The sequence below is a fragment of the Pseudomonas phenolilytica genome (assembly GCF_021432765.1).
Classification (GTDB): Bacteria; Pseudomonadota; Gammaproteobacteria; order Pseudomonadales; family Pseudomonadaceae; genus Stutzerimonas; species Stutzerimonas phenolilytica.
In genome coordinates this window covers 1,929,767-1,948,630 of the sequence record NZ_CP058908.1, presented here as the reverse complement: position 1 = coordinate 1,948,630, position 18,864 = coordinate 1,929,767, and the positions used below count along the sequence as shown (strand labels likewise).

The 18,864-nt window shown below is 60.2% G+C and carries 20 protein-coding genes; 8 read left to right on the top strand and 12 right to left on the bottom strand.

All coding sequences use genetic code 11. The annotated features are described in order from the left end of the window. Positions 1-9 precede the first annotated feature (9 nt). Positions 10-438: a 50S ribosomal protein L13 gene (gene rplM, locus HU825_RS09345; protein WP_043295819.1), complete on the bottom strand. Its 429-nt coding sequence runs from the start codon at positions 436-438 to the stop codon at positions 10-12. Between the two features lie 372 nt (positions 439-810). On the opposite strand from rplM, the gene HU825_RS09340 reads away from it, so the two are divergent. Next, positions 811-1,494: an energy-coupling factor ABC transporter permease gene (locus HU825_RS09340; protein WP_234303358.1), complete on the top strand. Its 684-nt coding sequence runs from the start codon at positions 811-813 to the stop codon at positions 1,492-1,494. A 37-nt stretch (positions 1,495-1,531) separates the two neighbouring features. On the opposite strand, the gene yacG is transcribed toward HU825_RS09340, so the two are convergent. The 5 genes from yacG to pilB all read right to left on the bottom strand — a co-directional run bounded on the left by yacG (position 1,532) and on the right by pilB (position 6,230). Then, entirely contained in the window at positions 1,532-1,717 is a 186-nt protein-coding gene (gene yacG, locus HU825_RS09335; protein WP_043296358.1) for a DNA gyrase inhibitor YacG, read from the bottom strand. Between the two features lie 8 nt (positions 1,718-1,725). Further along, on the bottom strand, positions 1,726-2,331 hold the full coding sequence (coaE, locus tag HU825_RS09330) for a dephospho-CoA kinase (protein ID WP_043295817.1): 606 nt from the start codon (positions 2,329-2,331) through the stop codon (positions 1,726-1,728). Positions 2,332-2,433: 102 nt separating this feature from the next. After that, positions 2,434-3,300: a prepilin peptidase gene (locus HU825_RS09325; protein ID WP_284692208.1), complete on the bottom strand. Its 867-nt coding sequence runs from the start codon at positions 3,298-3,300 to the stop codon at positions 2,434-2,436. A gap of 3 nt (positions 3,301-3,303) precedes the next feature. Then, positions 3,304-4,524: a type II secretion system F family protein gene (locus HU825_RS09320; RefSeq protein WP_043295815.1), complete on the bottom strand. Its 1,221-nt coding sequence runs from the start codon at positions 4,522-4,524 to the stop codon at positions 3,304-3,306. A gap of 2 nt (positions 4,525-4,526) precedes the next feature. Further along, complete coding sequence (gene pilB / locus HU825_RS09315; RefSeq protein WP_234303357.1) at positions 4,527-6,230, bottom strand: type IV-A pilus assembly ATPase PilB; 1,704 nt, start codon at positions 6,228-6,230, stop codon at positions 4,527-4,529. Positions 6,231-6,604: 374 nt separating this feature from the next. Here pilB and HU825_RS18760 point away from each other — a divergent pair, with 374 nt between their 5' ends. The 6 genes from HU825_RS18760 to HU825_RS09285 all read left to right on the top strand — a co-directional run bounded on the left by HU825_RS18760 (position 6,605) and on the right by HU825_RS09285 (position 10,146). Further along, complete coding sequence (locus HU825_RS18760; protein WP_284692207.1) at positions 6,605-6,787, top strand: type IV pilin protein; 183 nt, start codon at positions 6,605-6,607, stop codon at positions 6,785-6,787. A 12-nt stretch (positions 6,788-6,799) separates the two neighbouring features. Further along, on the top strand, positions 6,800-7,240 hold the full coding sequence (locus HU825_RS09305; RefSeq protein WP_152947535.1) for a hypothetical protein: 441 nt from the start codon (positions 6,800-6,802) through the stop codon (positions 7,238-7,240). A 109-nt stretch (positions 7,241-7,349) separates the two neighbouring features. Further along, a complete protein-coding gene (locus HU825_RS09300; RefSeq protein ID WP_081002739.1) occupies positions 7,350-7,529 on the top strand; it encodes a type IV pilin protein in 180 nt (59 codons plus the stop codon). A gap of 76 nt (positions 7,530-7,605) precedes the next feature. Then, on the top strand, positions 7,606-8,415 hold the full coding sequence (locus tag HU825_RS09295) for an ABC transporter permease (RefSeq protein WP_054093588.1): 810 nt from the start codon (positions 7,606-7,608) through the stop codon (positions 8,413-8,415). Between the two features lies 1 nt (position 8,416). Next, complete coding sequence (locus HU825_RS09290; protein ID WP_054093587.1) at positions 8,417-9,247, top strand: hypothetical protein; 831 nt, start codon at positions 8,417-8,419, stop codon at positions 9,245-9,247. 14 nt (positions 9,248-9,261) lie between these two features. Beyond that, the gene (locus HU825_RS09285) at positions 9,262-10,146 is read left to right on the top strand and encodes an ABC transporter ATP-binding protein (protein ID WP_234303356.1); all 885 of its coding nucleotides are present in this window, start codon (positions 9,262-9,264) and stop codon (positions 10,144-10,146) included. A 137-nt stretch (positions 10,147-10,283) separates the two neighbouring features. On the opposite strand, the gene cysN is transcribed toward HU825_RS09285, so the two are convergent. The 3 genes from cysN to HU825_RS09270 form a co-directional block, all read right to left on the bottom strand. Further along, on the bottom strand, positions 10,284-12,182 hold the full coding sequence (cysN, locus tag HU825_RS09280) for a sulfate adenylyltransferase subunit CysN (protein WP_054093586.1): 1,899 nt from the start codon (positions 12,180-12,182) through the stop codon (positions 10,284-10,286). A 12-nt stretch (positions 12,183-12,194) separates the two neighbouring features. Then, a complete protein-coding gene (gene cysD / locus HU825_RS09275) occupies positions 12,195-13,112 on the bottom strand; it encodes a sulfate adenylyltransferase subunit CysD (protein WP_234303355.1) in 918 nt (305 codons plus the stop codon). A gap of 165 nt (positions 13,113-13,277) precedes the next feature. Then, positions 13,278-14,036: a Nif3-like dinuclear metal center hexameric protein gene (locus HU825_RS09270; protein WP_234303354.1), complete on the bottom strand. Its 759-nt coding sequence runs from the start codon at positions 14,034-14,036 to the stop codon at positions 13,278-13,280. A gap of 193 nt (positions 14,037-14,229) precedes the next feature. Here HU825_RS09270 and algW point away from each other — a divergent pair, with 193 nt between their 5' ends. Continuing rightward, positions 14,230-15,399, top strand: coding sequence for a Do family serine endopeptidase AlgW (gene algW / locus HU825_RS09265; protein WP_234303353.1), 1,170 nt, complete (start codon positions 14,230-14,232; stop codon positions 15,397-15,399). Between the two features lie 24 nt (positions 15,400-15,423). Here the strand turns inward: algW and hisC are convergent, their stop codons facing one another. The 3 genes from hisC to hisG all read right to left on the bottom strand — a co-directional run bounded on the left by hisC (position 15,424) and on the right by hisG (position 18,708). Then, positions 15,424-16,488 carry a histidinol-phosphate transaminase gene (gene hisC, locus HU825_RS09260; RefSeq protein WP_234303352.1) on the bottom strand — a complete coding sequence of 355 codons (1,065 nt, stop codon included), beginning with the start codon at positions 16,486-16,488 and terminating at the stop codon, positions 15,424-15,426. Positions 16,489-16,597: 109 nt separating this feature from the next. Continuing rightward, entirely contained in the window at positions 16,598-17,905 is a 1,308-nt protein-coding gene (gene hisD, locus HU825_RS09255; protein WP_234303351.1) for a histidinol dehydrogenase, read from the bottom strand. 170 nt (positions 17,906-18,075) lie between these two features. Next, positions 18,076-18,708, bottom strand: a complete 633-nt coding sequence (gene hisG, locus HU825_RS09250; RefSeq protein WP_138299325.1) for an ATP phosphoribosyltransferase — start codon at positions 18,706-18,708, stop codon at positions 18,076-18,078. Positions 18,709-18,864 lie beyond the last annotated feature (156 nt).

The following is an 18,864-nucleotide window of genomic DNA, read 5'->3' as shown; positions in this document are numbered from 1 at the left end:
ACTATTCCGTTAAATCTTCAGTTCTTGGGGCTGCTGGGCAGTGTGCGGGTGGCTGGCACCCTTGTACACCTTCAGCTTACGGTACATGTCGCGACCCAGCGGGTTCTTCGGCAGCATGCCTTTTACCGCGGTCTCGATCACGCGCTCGGGCGCCTTGGCGATCAGCTTCTCGAAGTTGATCGACTTGATGCCACCCGGGAAGCCGGAGTGGGAGTAGTACATCTTGTCGGAAGTCTTGGCACCGGTAACACGCACCTGCTCAGCATTGATCACGACGATGTAGTCGCCGGTATCGACGTGCGGGGTGTATTCCGGCTTGTGCTTGCCACGCAGGCGGCTAGCGATTTCGGTTGCCAGACGACCCAGGGTCTGGCCGGCAGCGTCGACGACGAACCAGTCGCGCTTGACGGTTTCCGGTTTAGCAGTAAAAGTCTTCATTCGTTATAGCCTCAGGGGCCGCCCTGAAAATAAGACGGCGAATCTTACTGAATGGTGCTCGCCCTGGCAAGGCCAGGACAGCCGGAAACAGACGCTATCGGGGGCTCGGGTCAGCGCGTCCGCTACGGCGGTGATTCGGCAGGCTAGGCATCCCCTGCCTTGTTTGTGTCACCAGGCTAGGCATCCCCGGCGACAGGCTGCGGAATTATCCTGATTGCCGGAGAAATAGCAACCGCCTTTTGCGACGCCGCCCAGCACCGCGTTGGCATTTTCGACAGCGTGCCACCAATGACACCTGCGCTACCACGCCGCTAAGCTGCGCGCCTACCAAACCCGAAGCCCGCAGGCCAAACACCGAGGATTGCCTTTCGAATGATTTCCGCGCACCTGCTCGCGCCGACCAGCCTTTTCGCGGGCTGGCTGATCTATGCCCTAGCCCTGCTCTGGGCTGCCTGGCGCGCCCCCTGGATCGAACTGTTCAGCGACACGAGGCGCCAGCACCTGCTGTTTGGCGCAATGCTGGCGATTTTCCTACTCTGGCTGGTACGGCGCGACTTCGATTCGGGGCTGTCCTTCCACTTCATCGGACTGACCGCCGTTACGCTCCTGCTGGATTGGCCGCTGGCGATCCTCGCCGCGTTCAGCGCCCAGCTCGGCCTGACCCTTACCGGCCACCAGCACTCAGTCGCACTAGGAATGAACGGCGTTCTGCTGGTGCTTATTCCCGTACTGGTCACCGTAATCTGCGCCCGCCTGGTCGAACGGGCACAACCGCGCAACCTGTTCGTGTTTATCTTCTTTTCCGGATTCTTCCCAGCAGCGCTGGCCGCAATGTTCTGCGTGCTGGCCTCGCTTGGCATCCTGCTGATGGACGGCAGATTTCCCATGCCACCGTGGCTCGAAGATTTTGCGGGCTATCTCTGGCTGGTGATGTTTCCGGAAGCGTTCATCAACGGCACCGCCGTTACCGCAATGGTGGTGTTCTATCCAGACTGGCTGGAAAGCTTCAACCGCAGCCGCTACCTGCAAGCGCCCTGGAAGGACGAAGAACGCTAGCAACCGCACCCCAAACGGAGCGCCGCACAGCACGTAATCAATGCTGGCGCGACGACAGATCCGCGGAGAACAGCTCGTCTTCCACGCCATCCCCGGGGATCGCATGCTCCTCGGCAGCCCACGCCCCCAAGTCGATCAGCTTACAGCGCTCGCAACAGAACGGCCGGTACGGACTCTGCGCACCCCACTCCACTTGCGCTCCACAGGTAGGGCACAAGACCATGGTCGCGGTCACGGTCGACCTCCCCGTAACGTTAGATAAAAACGATGCAAGCGCTCCACTTCTGCCTGCAGCCAAGTTAGGTCACGATCATTCAGCAACACATCGTCAGCGTGGCGCAGTCGCTCCTCGCGTGATGCCTGCACTTTCAGAATAGCCCGGACCTGCTCTTCACTCGCCTGGTCCCGCCCTACGGTGCGCTCGATCTGCAGTGCCTCCGGAACATCCACCACCAGCACTCGATCGACCTCCCGGTACTGCCCTGATTCCACCAGCAAGGGCGAAACCATGATCGCGTACGGCGATTCGGCCTTGGCCAGATGTGTGGCAACCTCAGCACGAATCAGCGGATGCAACAACCGCTCGAGCCACACGCGCTCACTTGGATCCACAAAGATCCGCTCGCGAAGCGCTGCTCGATTCAAAGCTCCCTCATGCAGCATGCCCGCGCCGAAATGCTCGACAATTTGCTGCAACGCCGGACGCCCCGGCTCCACCACCCAACGAGCAGCCTGATCGGCGTCCACCACATGTATGCCGAGACTAGCGAAGTGATTGGCCGCCGCAGTCTTGCCGCTGCCAATACCGCCGGTCAAGCCGAGAATCCAAGGCCTCATCAACACATCCACGCAAATCAATGGTTTCGCAGTAGTACTCAATCACCGCGCCCAGTGCAAGCCGCAGCCAGCCTTGCGGCCCACCATTAAAGCAGCGCAGGCTCATATATGCGCGAACTGCAAATAGCCACGAGTAATGGGATCACCCCACAGCAACGCGATCCACCCGGCAATGGCCAGATAAGGCCCGAAAGGAATCGGCGTGCCGTGCGCAGCACCGCGCACGCGCAGCAGGACGCTGCCAAGCACCGCCCCCACCAGCGAGGACAACAGAATGGTGAGCGGCAGCACTTGCCAGCCTCCCCAGGCGCCAATCATCGCAAGCAGCTTGAAGTCGCCGTACCCCATGCCTTCCTTGCCGGTAACCAGCTTGAAGAGCCAGTAAACCGTCCACAGGCTTAGGTATCCGGCGATCGCTCCCCACAGGGCGTCTCCTAGCAGCACAAAAAGGTCACCACTATTAACGATTAGCCCCAACCAGAGCAGCGGCAGCACCAGCGAATCCGGCAATAGCTGATGATCGATATCGATTAGGCTCATCGCCAGCAGCCCCCAGGTCAGCAATAGCATGGCGCCAGCCTGCCAAGTAAAGCCAAAGTGCCAGGCCACGTAACCCGAGAGAAGCCCGCAAGCAAGCTCAACCAGCGGATAACGAGCAGGGATAGGCTTCTTGCAAGACGAACATCTGCCCCGCAGCGCCATCCAGCTCAGTACCGGAATGTTCTCCCATGGCCGAATCGAATGTGCGCAATGCGGGCATCGCGAAGGAGGCAGGAATAGGTTGAACGTCGCCTCAGCCGACTCGGCCGGCAGCTCCAGAAACTCCCGCGCCTGCGCCTGCCACTCGCGCTGCATCATGATCGGAAGACGATAGATGACGACATTGAGAAAGCTGCCTACCAACAGCCCAAGCAGCGCCGCACACAAAACAAAGGCCAGCGCATGGCTGGCCAGAAATTCAAGCATCATCGATTAGCCGACCACGCTGCCCAACTGGAAGATCGGCAAGTACATCGCAATGATCAACCCCCCAACCAACACACCCAGGACAGCCATAATCATCGGCTCCATCAGGGTGGTCAGGTTGTCCACCATGTTATCGACCTCGGCCTCGTAGAAGCTCGCCAGCTTATCCAGCATTTCATCCAGCGCGCCGGACTCCTCGCCGATTGCCGTCATCTGAATGGCCATCGTTGGGAAGATCCCAGTGGTACGCATGGAGAAATTGAGCTGAACGCCCGACGAAACATCGCTACGGATCTTCGCCACCGCATTGCGAAACACCACGTTACCCGTGGCGCCGGCGACCGAATCCAGCGCATCCACCAGCGGTACACCCGCCGCGAACGTGGTAGACAGTGTTCGCGCGTAACGCGCCACTACCGACTTGTAGAGAATATCTCCAACGATCGGCAGCTTAAGCAGCAGCCGATCGAGCGAGTCGCGAAATTTTTCCGATGACTTGTAGACATGCTTGAATACGAATGCTGCGGCAAACATAACCGCGAATACTACGTACCACCACTCCTGCAACCAACGCGAAAGGTAGACCACCATCATGGTGAAAGCCGGTAGTTGGGCGCCAAACCCTTCGAATACGCTCTCGAACTGTGGAACGACCTTAATGAGCAGAATCGCCGAAACGATGATCGCCACCACGATCACCGCGATCGGGTAGGTCATGGCCTTCTTTATCTTCGCCTTGAGCGCTTCGGTTTTTTCCTTGTAGGTCGCTACGCGATCCAGAAGCGTTTCCAGCGCACCGGACTGCTCGCCAGACTCGACCAGATTGCAATACAGATCGTCGAAATATTGCGGCTTCTTGCGCAGCGAACCGGCGAAACTGTTACCCGCGGCCACTTCCTGTTTGATCTCGTCCACCAGCTTGCGCATGTTGGGATTGTCGAAACCCTCGCCGATAATGTCGAACGACTGCAAAAGTGGAACCCCCGCCTTCATCATCGTCGCCATCTGCCGGGTGAACAGCGCGATATCCATCGGCTTGATCTTCTTACCCGAGCCGAACAGCGAAACGGCTTTCTTGCGGACCTTTAGCGGATTGATGCCCTGCTTGCGAAGCTGCGCCTTGATGAGCGCCGGACTTTGACCAGTCAACTCACCTTTGACCTTGCCACCTTTTCTATCGGTGCCCTCCCAGGTGAACACACTGGTTTTCAACGCTTTTTCCGCCATGGTTAATCCTTGGTCACGCGGTTGACTTCCTCCAGGCTGGTGACGCCGTGCATGGCCTTGACCAGTCCCGAAGTGCGCAAATCATTGAAACCATCTTTGCGCGCCTGCTGGGCGATATCGATGGAGTTACCTTCTTCCATGATAAGCCGCTGCAACGCTGGCGTGATTTTAACCACTTCATAAATACCGACACGCCCCTTGTAGCCACCCTTGCAACTATCGCAGCCCACTGGACCAAATAGTTTGAATGTGCCGATCTTTTCAACCGGGAACCCCTCCTTGAGAAGCACCTCGCGCGGCACGTCAACCTCCCTCTTGCACGCCGGGCAAAGCTTGCGCGCCAACCGCTGCGCAATGATCAAGTTGACCGAAGTCGCAATATTGAAAGCCGGCACCCCCATATTACGCAGACGCGTCAGCGTTTCCGCTGCGCTATTGGTGTGCAGCGTCGACATGACCATATGCCCGGTTTGCGCCGCCTTGATAGCAATCTCGGCGGTTTCAAGGTCACGAATCTCGCCGACCATGATGATATCTGGGTCTTGGCGCAGAAAAGCACGCAACGCCTGAGCAAAATCCATTCCCTGACGCGGATTGACGTTGACCTGGTTGATCCCCTCCAGGTTGATCTCCACCGGGTCCTCCGCGGTAGAGATGTTCACGTCAACGGTATTGAGGATGTTCAGGCCGGTATACAACGAAACCGTCTTGCCCGATCCCGTGGGGCCAGTCACCAGGATCATGCCCTGCGGCTGTTTAAGGGCGTTCATGTACAGCTCTTTCTGGTCGTCCTCATAACCCAGGGCATCGATCCCCATCTGCGCGCTGGCCGAATCCAGAATCCGCATCACGATCTTCTCGCCCCACAGCGTGGGCAGCGTGTTCACGCGAAAATCAATGGACTTGGTTTTTGACACCTTCATCTTGATTCGCCCGTCCTGCGGCTTACGCCGCTCGGCGATATCCAGGCTGGCCATGACCTTCAATCGCGCCGAAATCCTGCTGACCAACTGCACTGGAGGGCGAGCAACCTCGTGCAACATGCCGTCGGTACGAAAGCGCACGCGATAGGTCTTCTCGTAAGGCTCGAAGTGCAGGTCGGACGAGCCACCCTTGATGGCATCCAACAACATCTTATTGACGAAGCGCACCACCGGCGCGTCATCGGCCTCGCTGTGCTCCGCGCCATCATCTTTCGCCTCTCCGGCCACCTCAACATCCAGATCCTCCAGATCCGAGCTGCTCAAACCGTCGAGTGCCGTAGCGGCCGACTCGAAGAACTTTTCGATGGCCTCGCCCAGCTTGTCATCCTCGACCAGCACGCCCTCGACAGAGAGTCCGGTATTGAACTGGATATCGCTGATGGCCTGATGATTAGTCGGGTCCGACACTGCCACGTACAGCTTATTGCCACGGCGTTGCAACGGTAGAGCACGGTGCTGGCGCACCAGCTTTTCGCTGACCAGATCGCGCGGCTGGGTATCCTTATCTAGCGCCGAGAGATCAAAGAACGGCACGCCGAACTGGTCGGCGGCGATCTCCCCAAGCACACGACTCTTGACCAGCTTGTTCTGTACCAGCCACGTCACAAGCGACGACTGATTGCGCTGTGCCTGCAGCTGCGCCTGCATCGCAGCCTTTTCATCCAACTGGCCCGCCAGCACCAACTGCCGCGCGAGACCACCGAGGGAAACAGTTTCGTTCATGAAAGCGAACCAGAGGCGGGAAAGAATCGCTGCCTTATAACGCAGTTCCGAGAGCGAGCCAAACCGACAGAAACCGTGTGGCGTTTTTTGTCACTTGCTGACGAGCGCAGCCGTAGTGACTGCCATTCGCCCGCCTCGGCGCCCAGGCCTATCAAGAATCGTGGAGGAGCACCGTGGCCGAGCAAGGATGGCGACGAAAAACGGGTAAACGCCGCCACACGGCGCCCGCCACGTAAAACCAATCCAGATCGGGAAGACCAAATAGTGAGCCAGCGCACACCCTTGACCTCACCTCGAACTATCCCGCCACGCCTGGCATAGAAGCTGCTCCTGTTACGCCGGGTCCAAGACCTTACCAACACAGGAGCTTTTCCATGAAGTCCAAGAAGCAAAAAGGTTTCACCCTGATTGAATTGATGATCGTAGTTGCAATCATCGGCATTCTGGCTGCTATCGCTATTCCGCAGTTCAACGAATACCGCGCAAAATCCAATGACACTGTCGCAACGGCCGATGCAAAAAATTCCATCAGCGTTTTAGCAGCCGCCCAGCTTTAAGGAGCACATAACATGAAAAAATACCTAATCGGCTTGGCTATGGCCACCAGCATCTTTGCCGCAAACGGCTATGCAGCAGAAATCAAATCCGGCACTCCAATTACTGCAGACGCTGCGGGCTGCGAGCTTCTCTCCCAGGAAGTAACCATTAATCTTTCGAGCAATGTCTTTGGCGCCTTCTCCTGCCAAAAAGCAAACAATGTAATCAAAGTCGCCACCTGTCATAAAGGCGGCAACCGTAAAATCGAAACGATCAAGTGCGCCGTAGTAGACAAAGACGAAGCGGGTAACTCGGTATGGAATGACTCGTCCTGCAAATCCACCGATGACACGTTCGAGTCTCAAAATTTCGGCAAAGCTGCATTTGCAACCACCGCTGGCGGAAGCGTTGCTGCAAAAAGCCTGTCTGGCTTTTGCGATAGCGCAACTCCGCTAGAAGCCGCTGTTAAGTAATAATGGAACTACGCTTAGCAGCGCAAGTGAAGAATGCAACATACGCGAAGGCGCTCTAACGTTACCAAACCAGAAAGGGGCGCGCAGCCCCTTTCTCCATGAGACTAAAATGAAGCACTCATCAGCATTCACCTTCATTGAAGTGCTAATTACTGTTGCCATAATTTCTACGCTAATCGCGATTGCCATTCCTAGGTTTTTTGAGCTCCAAGCAACCAGCAATGACACCTCCGCATGGGCAGACGCCAAGAACTCAATAAATATCTTAGCAGCAAGCAAAGCGAGATAATCCACCAGCATTGAATAATACAACGAATCAACATTGGAGCTAAAATTCCGAAAGATTCGCACATGGTAATTTACTCATGGCAGCCTCTCCCGATGTCGTAATCGCCTTTCGCCTCGCATCTCGCGCTCGCTTTGCTTGGCTAGCGGCAAGCTCTCTGCTGGCACTGACCATTGCAGTGTTTCTTTCCGCACAGTTCAGCGGTCGTCAGCCCGCCACCGTGGCGCTGGATATCGGCCTGTCATTGCTACGACTACTGTTGCCTCTGATACTCGTCCTGACGACCCAGGAACTGCTGTCGCGCGAATTTGACCGTCGCTATATCCTCAATACGCTTTCCTATCCTAATCCGCGACGCAATCTGTTGCTGGGTCGCTTCGCCGCCGTTGTAGCCCTGACGCTCGGATTGTTGGTGCTGTTGGCCGCCGCGCTGGCGCTGCTGGTCTGGTTGATTGGCCAGAATTACGCACAAGCAACGCCGGTTGCCTTGGGCCCCCAGTATCTGGTTACGATTGCTTTTATCGCCGTTGATCTACAGTTGCTTGCGGCAGTCGCCAGTTTGCTCGCGGTGGTCGCGTCCACACCGAGTTTCGTCCTGATCGGCACGTTCGGTTTCATGCTGGTGGCGCGCTCGTTCGGCGCGATTGTCGAGCTGCTGACCCGCAATACCGCTGTGGTAACCGATGCGGAAAATTATCGATCCGGCATCGGGCTTCTGGGCTACTTGTTGCCCGACCTGGGCGCGCTGGATGTGCGCATGATCGCCCTGTATGGCCGAATGGAATTGCTGCCGGCCGACTGGCCTTGGCTGCTGTTGTCTTGCCTAGTCTACACGGTCGGCCTGCTGGGACTGGCGGTATGGGCATTGCAGCGTAAGCGTTTCGCCTGACATGCGTATGCATCGCTCGCTGAGCGTCGCCCTGCTGGGTTTCGCGCTGTTCGCAGCCCTCGCCATTTGGCGCGCCCAACAACCGGTAACGCTGACACCGGCCTTCTTCGCCGATCGCGTGGTAATTCCCGCGCCATTGCTGGTCGTCCTGCATGGCGGTGACCGCTTTCTGGCCGCCGATCTCGAAACCATGCGCCTGGCTGCGACTGGCATGGATGATCGCGGCGTGGATACCGGTTATTTGGTCCGTGCCCAGCGCGAAGTCGCCCGCCTCAACGCCTGCCATGAAGACAATTACTATCTGGCCAACGGCCTGCTCACCTGGGGCGGCGCCGTGGAGCAGGGCAATGACGTGCTGCGCGCTGCGGTCGACTGCCGCTTCTGGGATGAATTTCCGCCGTTCTTCTATGGCATCAACCTTTCCTTCTTTCAGCGCGATAAAGAAGCCGCGGCCCGTATGCTGGAGATCGGCGCGCAGCGTTCAACAGGTAATGCCGCGGCCATGCGCAAGCTGGCGATCATGCTGCGCGCCGAGCAGCTCGCCAACGAGCGCCTGGCACTCAATTACCTGATCCAACAACGCGACAGCACCTCAGACCCGCAGCTGCGGGAGATGCTCGACAAGCGCGTCATCCGACTGCAGGGCCTGCTCATGCTGCGCGAAGCGCAGCGCCGTTTCGAGTCCACATATGGTCCGCTGACCCATCTGGAACAGCTGGTCGAAACGCATATCCTCGACAACCTACCTGCCGATCCATTGCGCCTTGGCTATGAACTGCGCGGCGGACAGGTCGAACTGAAAAAACTGAAGATTGCCGGATTGGAGGAATAGCCTTGAGCGCAGCCGTGGAATTCAAGGGCGTCAGCCATACCTTCCGGACCAAGGGCAAGCGGGTCGAGGCTGTACGCGATGTAAGCTTCCGCCTGGATGAAGGAGAAGTATTCGGCTTCGTGGGCCCCAACGGTGCGGGCAAGTCCACCACGATCAAGATCATGCTGGACATCATCAACGACTACCAGGGACAAGTGACGCTCTACGGCACCGATGCGCATCAGGCCGAAGCCCGGCGCGGCATGGCTTACGTTCCGGAAGCGCCAGCGCTTTACGACCAGTTCACGCCGCTGGAAATACTGCGTATGGGGCTGTCGATGTATGGCATCGACCGTAGCGACGCCGAAGCTTGGTGCATGCAGTGGCTGGAACGCTTTTCCATCGCAGAATACGCCAAGCGGCGCATTCGGCATCTATCCAAGGGCAACGTGCAGCGCACGGCGCTGGCCCACGCGATGGCTGTCCAGCCGCGGCTGTTGGTGCTCGACGAGCCGCTGTCCGGCCTGGACCCGGTGGGTCGCAAGGATGTGGTCGACATTCTCAACGACTACAAGCAGCAGGGCGGCGCGATCTTTTTTACATCGCACGTTCTGCACGATGTTGAACGCATCGCCGACCGGTTCGGCTTCATCAACAAGGGCCAGTTGCTGACGGTCCGCTCACCGCGTGAGTTGGCAGCCGAACGGGCCGACCATTTCCTTGTGCGCTACCAGGCCGACCAGGCGCTTGGGAAAAGCTGCGTTACCCTTCGCCCCGGCGAGTACGAATGTGAGATGGAACAGCACGAACTCCCCAATGCCATTGCTCACCTCAACAACACCGGCGGGCACCTGCTCGCCATCCAGCCGGCAATATCGCTGGAAAGTGTGTTCTTTCGCATTCTCGCCGAAGCCTCCTGAGCGCCACCTGCACCTTCACGCCTACGGCCGATCCAAACCGTTTACGCAGATTGGAATCGATGCAGAACTGACGGTCATCTACCCGTAAAAAGAAACGCCCTGCATCCGCAGGGCGTTCTTTTCTTCTATGCGGCCATTTAGATCGCCCCGCGCTCACGCAGCATCTGGATCACCTGCGTTGCGCCTTCTTCCACCGTCGCGGTTTCGGTATCGACCACCAGGTCCGCATTCAGCGGTACATCGTAGGGGAAGGACTCACCCGGGATGTTGTCATCGCCGGCCGCGTACAGCCCCTGCGGGTCGCGCTGGCGGCAGGTCTGCGGCGATGCCTGCACATACACGGTTATCAGCCGATCAGCGCCGATAAGGGCCTTGGCCTGCTCGCGGCCCTCGGCATCTGGAGCGACGAAGGCGGCGAGCGTCAGCAGTCCGGCCTCGTTGAACTGCTTAGCCACGTGTGCGGCGCGGCGCCAGTTCTCGGTGCGACCGGCACGATCCTGCGGCAGTCCTTTGTTCAGGTCGTGCCGCAGGTTCTGACCATCAAGCACATACACGGCCCGCCCCATGTCGAACAGTTTGCGCTCCACGGCATAAGCCAAGGTGCTCTTGCCGGCCCCGGACAGGCCGCTGAACAGCACGGTGGCTGGTTGCTGGCCGAAACGCGTCGCTCGCTCCTCGGTGGAGACGTGGGCCAGCGTGCCGTGGTGGCCACCGGCGCCGTGAGCCACCGGATCGGCGATGATCATGCCGGCGCCGACGGTACCGTTGGTCAGCCGGTCGATGACGATGAAGGCACCCGTGGTGCGGTTCTGCGCGTAGCCATCCAGCGCGATGGGCGCATCCAGGCTGACCCGGACCTTGCCAATCTCGTTGAGCTGCAGGCTGCTCGCCGCAGCTCGCTCCAGCGTGTTCACGTCCACGCTGTGGATGATGCTGGCGATCGAACCCGGCACGTAACTGGTAGCGCGCTTGATATCGTATTTCTTGCCCGGCAGCATCGGCTCCTCGCCCATCCACACCAGCATGGCGTCGAAGCTGTCGGCAATACGCGGGCGGTTGTCGGCATGCACCAGCATGTCGCCGCGCGAGACGTCGATCTCGTCTTCCAGCGTCAGAGTAATGGCCTCGCCCGGCGTGGCCTGCTCCAGCTCACCGTCGAACGTGACGATGGACTTGATTCTGCTGGTCTTGCCGGACGGCAGCACAGCGATCTCGTCGCCCTTACGCACGATGCCGCTGGCCAGGGTGCCGGCGAAACCGCGGAAGTTCAGGTTGGGCCGGTTGACGTACTGCACGGGAAAACGCAGGTCGTCGAAATTGCGATCGCCGGCGATCTCGACACTTTCGAGAATCTCCATCAGCGACTGGCCGTCGTACCACGGGGCGCGTTCGCTACGGTTGACCACGTTGTCGCCCTTGAGCGCCGACATCGGCACGAAGAACAGCGAGGTCGGCTGCAGCCCGATGCGCTCGGCGAACGCCAGGTAGTCGTCCTTGATGCGCTCGAATACGGCCTGATCGAAGTTCATCAAATCCATCTTGTTGATGGCCACAACGATGTGCTTGATGCCCAGCAGCGAGGCGATATAGCTGTGGCGGCGCGTCTGCGTCTGCACACCGTAGCGGGCGTCCACCAAGATGATCGCCAGGTCGCAAGTGGATGCGCCGGTAGCCATGTTGCGGGTGTACTGCTCGTGGCCGGGGGTGTCGGCGATGATGAACTTGCGTTTGGCAGTGCTGAAATAGCGGTAGGCGACATCGATGGTGATGCCCTGCTCGCGCTCGGCCTGCAGGCCATCGACCAGCAGTGCCAGGTCGACGTCGTCGCCGGTGGTGCCGACCTTCTTGGAGTCCTTGGTGATGGCCTCCATGTGATCTTCGTAGATCATCTTGGAGTCGTGCAGCAGACGCCCGATCAGGGTGCTCTTGCCATCGTCGACGTTGCCGCAGGTGAGGAAGCGCAGCAGCTCCTTGCGCTCGTGCTGGGCCAGGTACGCGAGGATGTCCTCGCTGATCAGATCGGATTGGTGAGACATGGTGCGAAATCCTTAGAAGTAGCCCTGGCGTTTCTTTTCTTCCATCGAGCCGGCCTGATCGTGGTCGATCACGCGGCCCTGGCGCTCGGAAGTACGGGTCAGGAGCATCTCCTGGATGATTTCCGGCAGCGTGGTGGCGGTCGATTCCACGGCGCCGGTCAGCGGGTAGCAGCCGAGGGTGCGGAAACGCACCATCTTCTTGGTGATGCGTGACTTCTCGTCATCGGACAGGTGCTCGAGGATGCGCTCGTCGTCGATCATGATCAGCGTGCCGTTCTTTTCGATCACCTCGCGTTCGGCGGCGAAGTACAACGGCACGATTGGGATCTGCTCAAGATAGATGTATTGCCAGATGTCCAATTCGGTCCAGTTGGACAACGGGAACACGCGGATCGACTCGCCCTTCTTGACCTTGCCGTTGTATACGTTCCACAGCTCGGGACGCTGGTTCTTCGGATCCCAGCGATGCTTGCTGTCGCGGAAGGAATAGACGCGCTCCTTGGCGCGGGACTTTTCTTCGTCGCGGCGCGCACCACCGAAGGCCGCATCGAAACCATACTTGTCCAGCGCCTGCTTGAGCCCCTCGGTCTTCATCACGTCAGTGTGCTTGGCGCTACCGTGAGTGAACGGGTTGATGTCCTGGGCGATGCCATCCGGGTTGATGTGGGTGATCAGCTCCAGCCCCATCTCTGCAACCATCCGCTCGCGGAAGCGGTACATCTCCTGGAACTTCCAACGCGTATCGACATGCATTACCGGAAAGGGCAGCTTGCCGGGGTAGAAGGCCTTGCGCGCCAAGTGCAGCATCACGGCCGAATCCTTGCCGATGGAATAGAGCATCACCGGGTTGTCGAACTCCGCGGCAACCTCACGGATGATGTGGATGCTTTCCGCCTCCAGCTGTTTCAGATGCGTCAGTTTGTCGACCATATCTACTCGCGGTTTGTGCAGATGAACGGCACAGGGCCGTGGAAAGGCGCCAACTCTAGCACGCGCCCCGATTCTAATCAGGGCGTCAGTTAGATCGAAATCTTATAGATTTATAGCCGCAGATCTGCGCGCAACGGCGCTTGCGCTAGACGAAGAATCCGGTCGTCAGGCCGGGTTGGCGCAATCGATGAAGCGGTGCTCGATGCCGAATTGCGTGGCCAGATAGTCGCCCAGCGCCTGCACGCCATAGCGCTCGGTGGCGTGATGCCCGGCGGCGAAAAAACTCAATCCATTCTCACGCGCGATGTGTACCGTCGGCTCGGATATTTCGCCAGTCAGGTAGGCATCGACGCCGGCGGCCACCGCCTGCTCTATATAACCCTGCGCGCCGCCGGTGCACCAGGCGATACGCTGGATCGGTCGCTGCCCATCAATCAACAGCGGTTCGCGGCCGAGCGCCTGGTGCACCTGGCGCTGGAATTCCACCGGCGACATGGGCGCACGCAGCGAGCCGACCAGCCCCACTGATTTCGGATTATCCGGCTCCAGCGCCCCCTCGACGCGCAAGCCCAGCACCCGCGCGAGCTGCGCGTTGTTGCCGACTTCCGGATGCACATCCAGCGGCAGGTGGTAGGCGAGCAGACTGATGTCGTGGTTCAGCAACGTCTTCAGCCGCCGCTGCTTCATGCCGACGATGCGCGCGTCCTCGTTCTTCCAAAAATAGCCGTGATGCACCAGCACCACGTCAGCCTGCACCTCGACCGCAGCGTCCAGCAGCGCCTGGCTGGCCGTCACGCCGCTGACGATACGCCGCACTTGCGCCCGGCCTTCGACTTGCAGACCGTTGGGGCAATAGTCGGCGATCTTCGCCACATTCAGATAACGATCACACTCGGCGACCAGTGTCGTAAGCGCAACGGACATGCGCACCTCTCGAATTCAATGGGAAAGCGAACAGATTCTGCGGCAGCGAAGCTCGGCCGGGCGCACTCGTCTGAGGCATCTCGCACACACCGCGATACGGCAGAGCGCAGCTGCATTTCGTTTGCAGCTTCGTATAATGCCGCCACCTTAAAGGGGCGCTCCCTGCGCTCGCAACCTGTCCGGATCCTTCGCGATGCTCAATGCCCTGCGTTTCATTGGCTGGCCGCTGCTGGTAGGTATTCTCGTCGCGCTGCTGCTCATTCAACGCTACCCACAACTGGTCGGCGGTGCCGCTGAGAGCTACACCCTGGAGCGCGCACCGCAACCCATCGCGACGACTCCCGGACCGAATTCCTATGCAGCGGCCGTCAGCGGAGCCGCACCGGCGGTGGCCAACCTGTACACCACCAAGGTGGTCGAGAAGCCCCAACAGCAGCCGCTGGCGAAGGACCCGGTGTTCCAGCGTTTCTTCAGCGACAGCCTGCCGCGTCAGCGTCGTATGGAATCGAGCCTCGGTTCGGCGGTGATCATGAGCCCGGAAGGCTACCTGCTGACCAACAACCACGTCACCGCCAACTCGGAGCAGATCGTGGTGGCGTTGCGCGACGGTCGGGAAACCCTGGCCCGGGTTATCGGCAGCGACCCGGAAACCGACCTGGCGGTGCTCAAGATCGACCTGGCCGAACTACCCGTGATCAAGGTCGGGCACTCCGACAGCATCCGTGTCGGCGACGTCGCCCTTGCCATCGGCAACCCGTTCGGCGTTGGCCAGACAGTGACGATGGGCATCATCAGCGCCACCGGACGCAACCAGTTGGGCCTCAATACCTACGAAGATTTCATCCAGACCGACGCCGCGATCAACCGCGGCAACTCGGGTGGCGCGCTGGTGGACGCCAACGGCAGCCTCATCGGCATCAACACGGCAATCATTTCCGAGTCCGGCGGCTCACAAGGCATCGGCTTCGCGATCCCGGTGAAGCTGGCGCTGGAGGTAATGACGTCGATCATCCAGCACGGCCAGGTCATCCGCGGCTGGCTGGGCGTCGAGGTGCAGTCGCTGACGCAGGAACTGGCCGAGTCGTTCGGACAGGAAGGCCGCCCGGGCATCGTCGTCGCCGGCGTCTATCGCGATGGGCCGGCGGAGCGCGCCGGACTGCAGCCCGGCGACCTGATCCTGAGCATCGACGGTGAACAGGCCAGCGACGGGCGCAGCTCGATGAATCAGGTTGCGCGCACCCGCCCTGGTGACAAGATCGACATCGACATCCTGCGCAATGGCAAGCCGCTGACCTTAACCGCGGAAGTCGGCATGCGGCCGCCGGTCGCGGCCACTACGCAGAAGCCCACCAAACCCGAGTAGCGCGCCGCTGCCGACAGGCTCGAGTTATGCCCGCCGGCAGAGCCCGCCCAATGCCGCCAGCAGCGCCTGGTTCTGCTCCGGCGTGCCAATGGTGATGCGCAGGAACTGCTCGATGCGCGGCTGGCGAAAGTGACGCACGATCACGCCCTGCTCGCGCAATCCGGCGGCGAGCCCGCCGGCATCGTGCTGGGGATGACGAGCGAAGATGAAGTTGGCGGATGACGGCAGCACCTCGAAGCCCAGTGCCGTCATCGCCGCAACGACCTGTTCGCGACTGGCGATTACCTGCTGGCAGGTCTGCTCGAAATACGCACGATCCTCGAATGCCGCGGCGGCACCGGCAATGGCGATGCGATCCAGCGGGTAGGAGTTGAAGCTGTTCTTGATCCGCTCCAGCGCCTCGATCAACTCCGGATGGCCGACCGCGAGGCCGACGCGCAAACCTGCCAGCGAACGCGACTTGGACAGCGTCTGGGTCACCAGCAAATTCGGATAGCGATCGATCAGCGCGATGGCCGATTGGCCGCCGAAGTCCACATAGGCCTCGTCCACCAGCACCACGGAATCGCAGTTGACCTGCAGCAGCCGCTCAATGGCGTCTAGCGGTAACAGGCAGCCGGTCGGCGCGTTCGGGTTGGGGAAGATGATGCCGCCGTTCGGGCGCGCGTAATCGGCTACGTCGATGCGGAACTGTTCGTCCAGCGCGATAGTTTCGTAGGCAATACCGTAAAGTCCGCAATAAACCGGGTAGAAGCTGTAGGTCACATCGGGGAATAGCAGCGGACGTCCGTGCTGGAACAGGCCGTGGAAGGCATGTGCAAGCACCTCGTCGGAACCGTTGCCAACGAACACCTGGTTCGGCTGCACGCCGTAATAGTCGGCTACCGCCTGTTTGAGGCGCTCGCCGTTGGGGTCGGGGTACAGGCGCAGGTCGTCGCCGACTTCCTCCTGCATCGCAGCGATCGCCCGCGGCGACGGGCCGTAGGGGTTCTCGTTGGTATTGAGCTTGACCAGCTTGCTCAGCTTCGGCTGTTCGCCCGGGACATAGGGCACCAGGTCCTTGACGAAGGGGCTCCAGAATCTGCTCATCCGCCCTTCTCTCCTCGAATTCGATGCTTGGCGTCGATGGAAAACCGCGCGGTGTTTTCCACCAAGTGAGGTGTGGTGGAAAGGCCTGCGGCCGTTTCCACCCTCCGGCTTACTTGATGCGGTACTCGGCGCTGCGCGCGTGAGCGGTCAACGACTCGCCGCGCGCCAGTACCGATGCGACCTTACCCAGCTGCGAAGCGCCCTCGGCCGAGCAATTGATGATCGACGAGCGCTTCTGGAAGTCGTACACGCCCAGCGGCGAGGAGAAGCGCGCAGTGCCGGAGGTCGGCAACACGTGGTTGGGACCGGCGCAATAGTCGCCCAGCGCCTCGGCGGTGTAGCGACCCATGAAGATCGCTCCGGCATGGCGGATCTGCTCCAGGTACTGCTCGGGATTTTCCACCGACAGCTCCAGGTGCTCAGGAGCGATGCGGTTGGCCACTTCGATGGCCTGAGCCATGTCGGCGACCTGGATCAGCGCGCCGCGACTTTCGATGGAGGTACGCGCAATGTCGGCACGCTCCAGCGTCGGCAGCAGCCGGGCAATGCTCTCGGCGACGCGATCAAGGAACGCCGCGTCCGGGCTGACCAAAATAGACTGCGCATCCTCGTCGTGTTCGGCCTGGGAGAACAGGTCCATCGCGATCCAATCCGGGTCGGTCTGTCCATCGCAGACCACGAGAATCTCCGACGGGCCGGCGATCATGTCGATACCGACCTGGCCGAACACATGACGCTTGGCCGTGGCGACGTAGATGTTGCCGGGACCGACGATCTTGTCCACCGGCGGCACGCTTTCGGTGCCATAGGCCAGCGCAGCTACAGCCTGCGCGCCGCCGATGGTGAACACACGATCCACCCCGGCGATGCAGGCTGCGGCCAACACCAGCTCATTGACCTCGCCGCGCGGAGTCGGCACCACCATTACCACTTCAGGCACGCCGGCAACCTTGGCCGGGATGGCATTCATCAGCACCGACGACGGATAGGACGCTTTGCCGCCCGGCACGTAGAGGCCGGCGCGGTCCAGCGGGGTGACTTTCTGTCCGAGTACCGTGCCGTCGGCCTCGGTATAGGTCCAGGAATCCTGCTTCTGCCGCTCGTGATAGATGCGCACCCGGTCGGCAGCCAGCTCCAGCGCCTTGCGCTGCTCCGGCGTGATGCGCTCCAGCGCCTGCTCTAGGCGCGCGCGCGGCAGGATCAGGTCGGCCATGCTGGAAACTTCCAGACCGTCGAAGCGTTGGGTCAGCTCTACCAGTGCCGCATCGCCGCGGGTGCGCACTGCCTGGATGATCTCCAGCACTCGCGCATTCACACCGTCATCGGAGACGCTTTCCCAGCTCAGCAGATGATCCAGATGCCGGGCGAAATCGGCATCGGCAGCATTGAGTCGGCGAATAGCGGCGGGAACGGTCATGGCGGGCCTCATGGTTGGCTAGGCATCGGGAACTGCTCGTGGTCGTTGTACGCACAACGACCCGAAGATCAGGCTCTAAAGCGCCGCTAGATTAGCAAGCCGACCGCGCGCGCACCCGAGATTTTCGGTATGGCACGGATAGGCGCGAGCAGAGCGGCGCCGAGGCGAAGTCAGTGCGAATGTCGCTCGACGGCAGCGCGTAGCGAGTCGATCAGCGCCTGGATGCGCCCATGCTGCATCTTCATCGACGCCTTGTTGACCACTAGCCGCGAGCTGATTGTGGCGATCAGCTCCTGCGGCTCCAGACCGTTGGCACGCAGGGTGTTGCCGGTATCGACCACGTCGATGATCTTGTCGGCCAGCCCTACCAGCGGTGCGAGTTCCATCGAGCCGTAGAGTTTGATGATGTCGACCTGGCGACCTTGCTCGGCGTAGTAACGCTTGGCGACGTTAACGAACTTGGTCGCCACCCGCAGCCGTCCCTTGGGCTCCGGCGCACCGACCTTGCCGGCGGTCATCAGCTTGCAGTTGGCGATCCTCAAGTCGAGCGGCTCGTACAACCCCTGGCCGCCGTACTCCATGAGCACGTCCTTGCCGGCAACGCCGAGGTCCGCTGCGCCGTGTTCGACATAGGTCGGCACGTCGGTGGCACGCACGATCAGCAGGCGCACATCATCTTGCGTGGTCGGAATGATCAGCTTGCGGCTCTTGTCCGGGTTCTCGGTGGGCACGATGCCCGCGGCCGCGAGCAGCGGCAGGGTATCGTCGAGAATGCGGCCTTTGGATAGGGCGATGGTGAGCATGAAGCGTTTTCCTTGAACGGCAACGGTCAACCTTAACGGCGACCACATGACCAACTACGATCTCGCAAGCGAGCGTCATGCATGACAGGAACAAGCCAGGAAGCGGAGTCTACAATCCGTAAACGAGCATTCCGAGCCTGTTTCAGCGCAACACGA

What these genes read in the sequence shown, in the direction of transcription:
- algW (WP_234303353.1), top strand. Translation starts at nt 14,230, where the DNA reads ATGCTCAATGCCCTGCGTTTCATTGGCTGGCCGCTGCTGGTAGGTATT.
- HU825_RS09320 (WP_043295815.1), bottom strand. Translation starts at nt 4,524, where the DNA reads ATGGCGGAAAAAGCGTTGAAAACCAGTGTGTTCACCTGGGAGGGCACC.
- coaE (WP_043295817.1), bottom strand. Translation starts at nt 2,331, where the DNA reads ATGAGGCCTTGGATTCTCGGCTTGACCGGCGGTATTGGCAGCGGCAAG.
- hisG (WP_138299325.1), bottom strand. Translation starts at nt 18,708, where the DNA reads ATGCTCACCATCGCCCTATCCAAAGGCCGCATTCTCGACGATACCCTG.
- HU825_RS09340 (WP_234303358.1), top strand. Translation starts at nt 811, where the DNA reads ATGATTTCCGCGCACCTGCTCGCGCCGACCAGCCTTTTCGCGGGCTGG.
- hisD (WP_234303351.1), bottom strand. Translation starts at nt 17,905, where the DNA reads ATGACCGTTCCCGCCGCTATTCGCCGACTCAATGCTGCCGATGCCGAT.
- HU825_RS09300 (WP_081002739.1), top strand. Translation starts at nt 7,350, where the DNA reads ATGAAGCACTCATCAGCATTCACCTTCATTGAAGTGCTAATTACTGTT.
- HU825_RS09325 (WP_284692208.1), bottom strand. Translation starts at nt 3,300, where the DNA reads ATGATGCTTGAATTTCTGGCCAGCCATGCGCTGGCCTTTGTTTTGTGT.
- HU825_RS09305 (WP_152947535.1), top strand. Translation starts at nt 6,800, where the DNA reads ATGAAAAAATACCTAATCGGCTTGGCTATGGCCACCAGCATCTTTGCC.
- HU825_RS09295 (WP_054093588.1), top strand. Translation starts at nt 7,606, where the DNA reads ATGGCAGCCTCTCCCGATGTCGTAATCGCCTTTCGCCTCGCATCTCGC.
- yacG (WP_043296358.1), bottom strand. Translation starts at nt 1,717, where the DNA reads ATGGTCTTGTGCCCTACCTGTGGAGCGCAAGTGGAGTGGGGTGCGCAG.
- HU825_RS09290 (WP_054093587.1), top strand. Translation starts at nt 8,417, where the DNA reads ATGCGTATGCATCGCTCGCTGAGCGTCGCCCTGCTGGGTTTCGCGCTG.
- rplM (WP_043295819.1), bottom strand. Translation starts at nt 438, where the DNA reads ATGAAGACTTTTACTGCTAAACCGGAAACCGTCAAGCGCGACTGGTTC.
- pilB (WP_234303357.1), bottom strand. Translation starts at nt 6,230, where the DNA reads ATGAACGAAACTGTTTCCCTCGGTGGTCTCGCGCGGCAGTTGGTGCTG.
- HU825_RS18760 (WP_284692207.1), top strand. Translation starts at nt 6,605, where the DNA reads ATGAAGTCCAAGAAGCAAAAAGGTTTCACCCTGATTGAATTGATGATC.
- hisC (WP_234303352.1), bottom strand. Translation starts at nt 16,488, where the DNA reads ATGAGCAGATTCTGGAGCCCCTTCGTCAAGGACCTGGTGCCCTATGTC.
- cysD (WP_234303355.1), bottom strand. Translation starts at nt 13,112, where the DNA reads ATGGTCGACAAACTGACGCATCTGAAACAGCTGGAGGCGGAAAGCATC.
- HU825_RS09270 (WP_234303354.1), bottom strand. Translation starts at nt 14,036, where the DNA reads ATGTCCGTTGCGCTTACGACACTGGTCGCCGAGTGTGATCGTTATCTG.
- cysN (WP_054093586.1), bottom strand. Translation starts at nt 12,182, where the DNA reads ATGTCTCACCAATCCGATCTGATCAGCGAGGACATCCTCGCGTACCTG.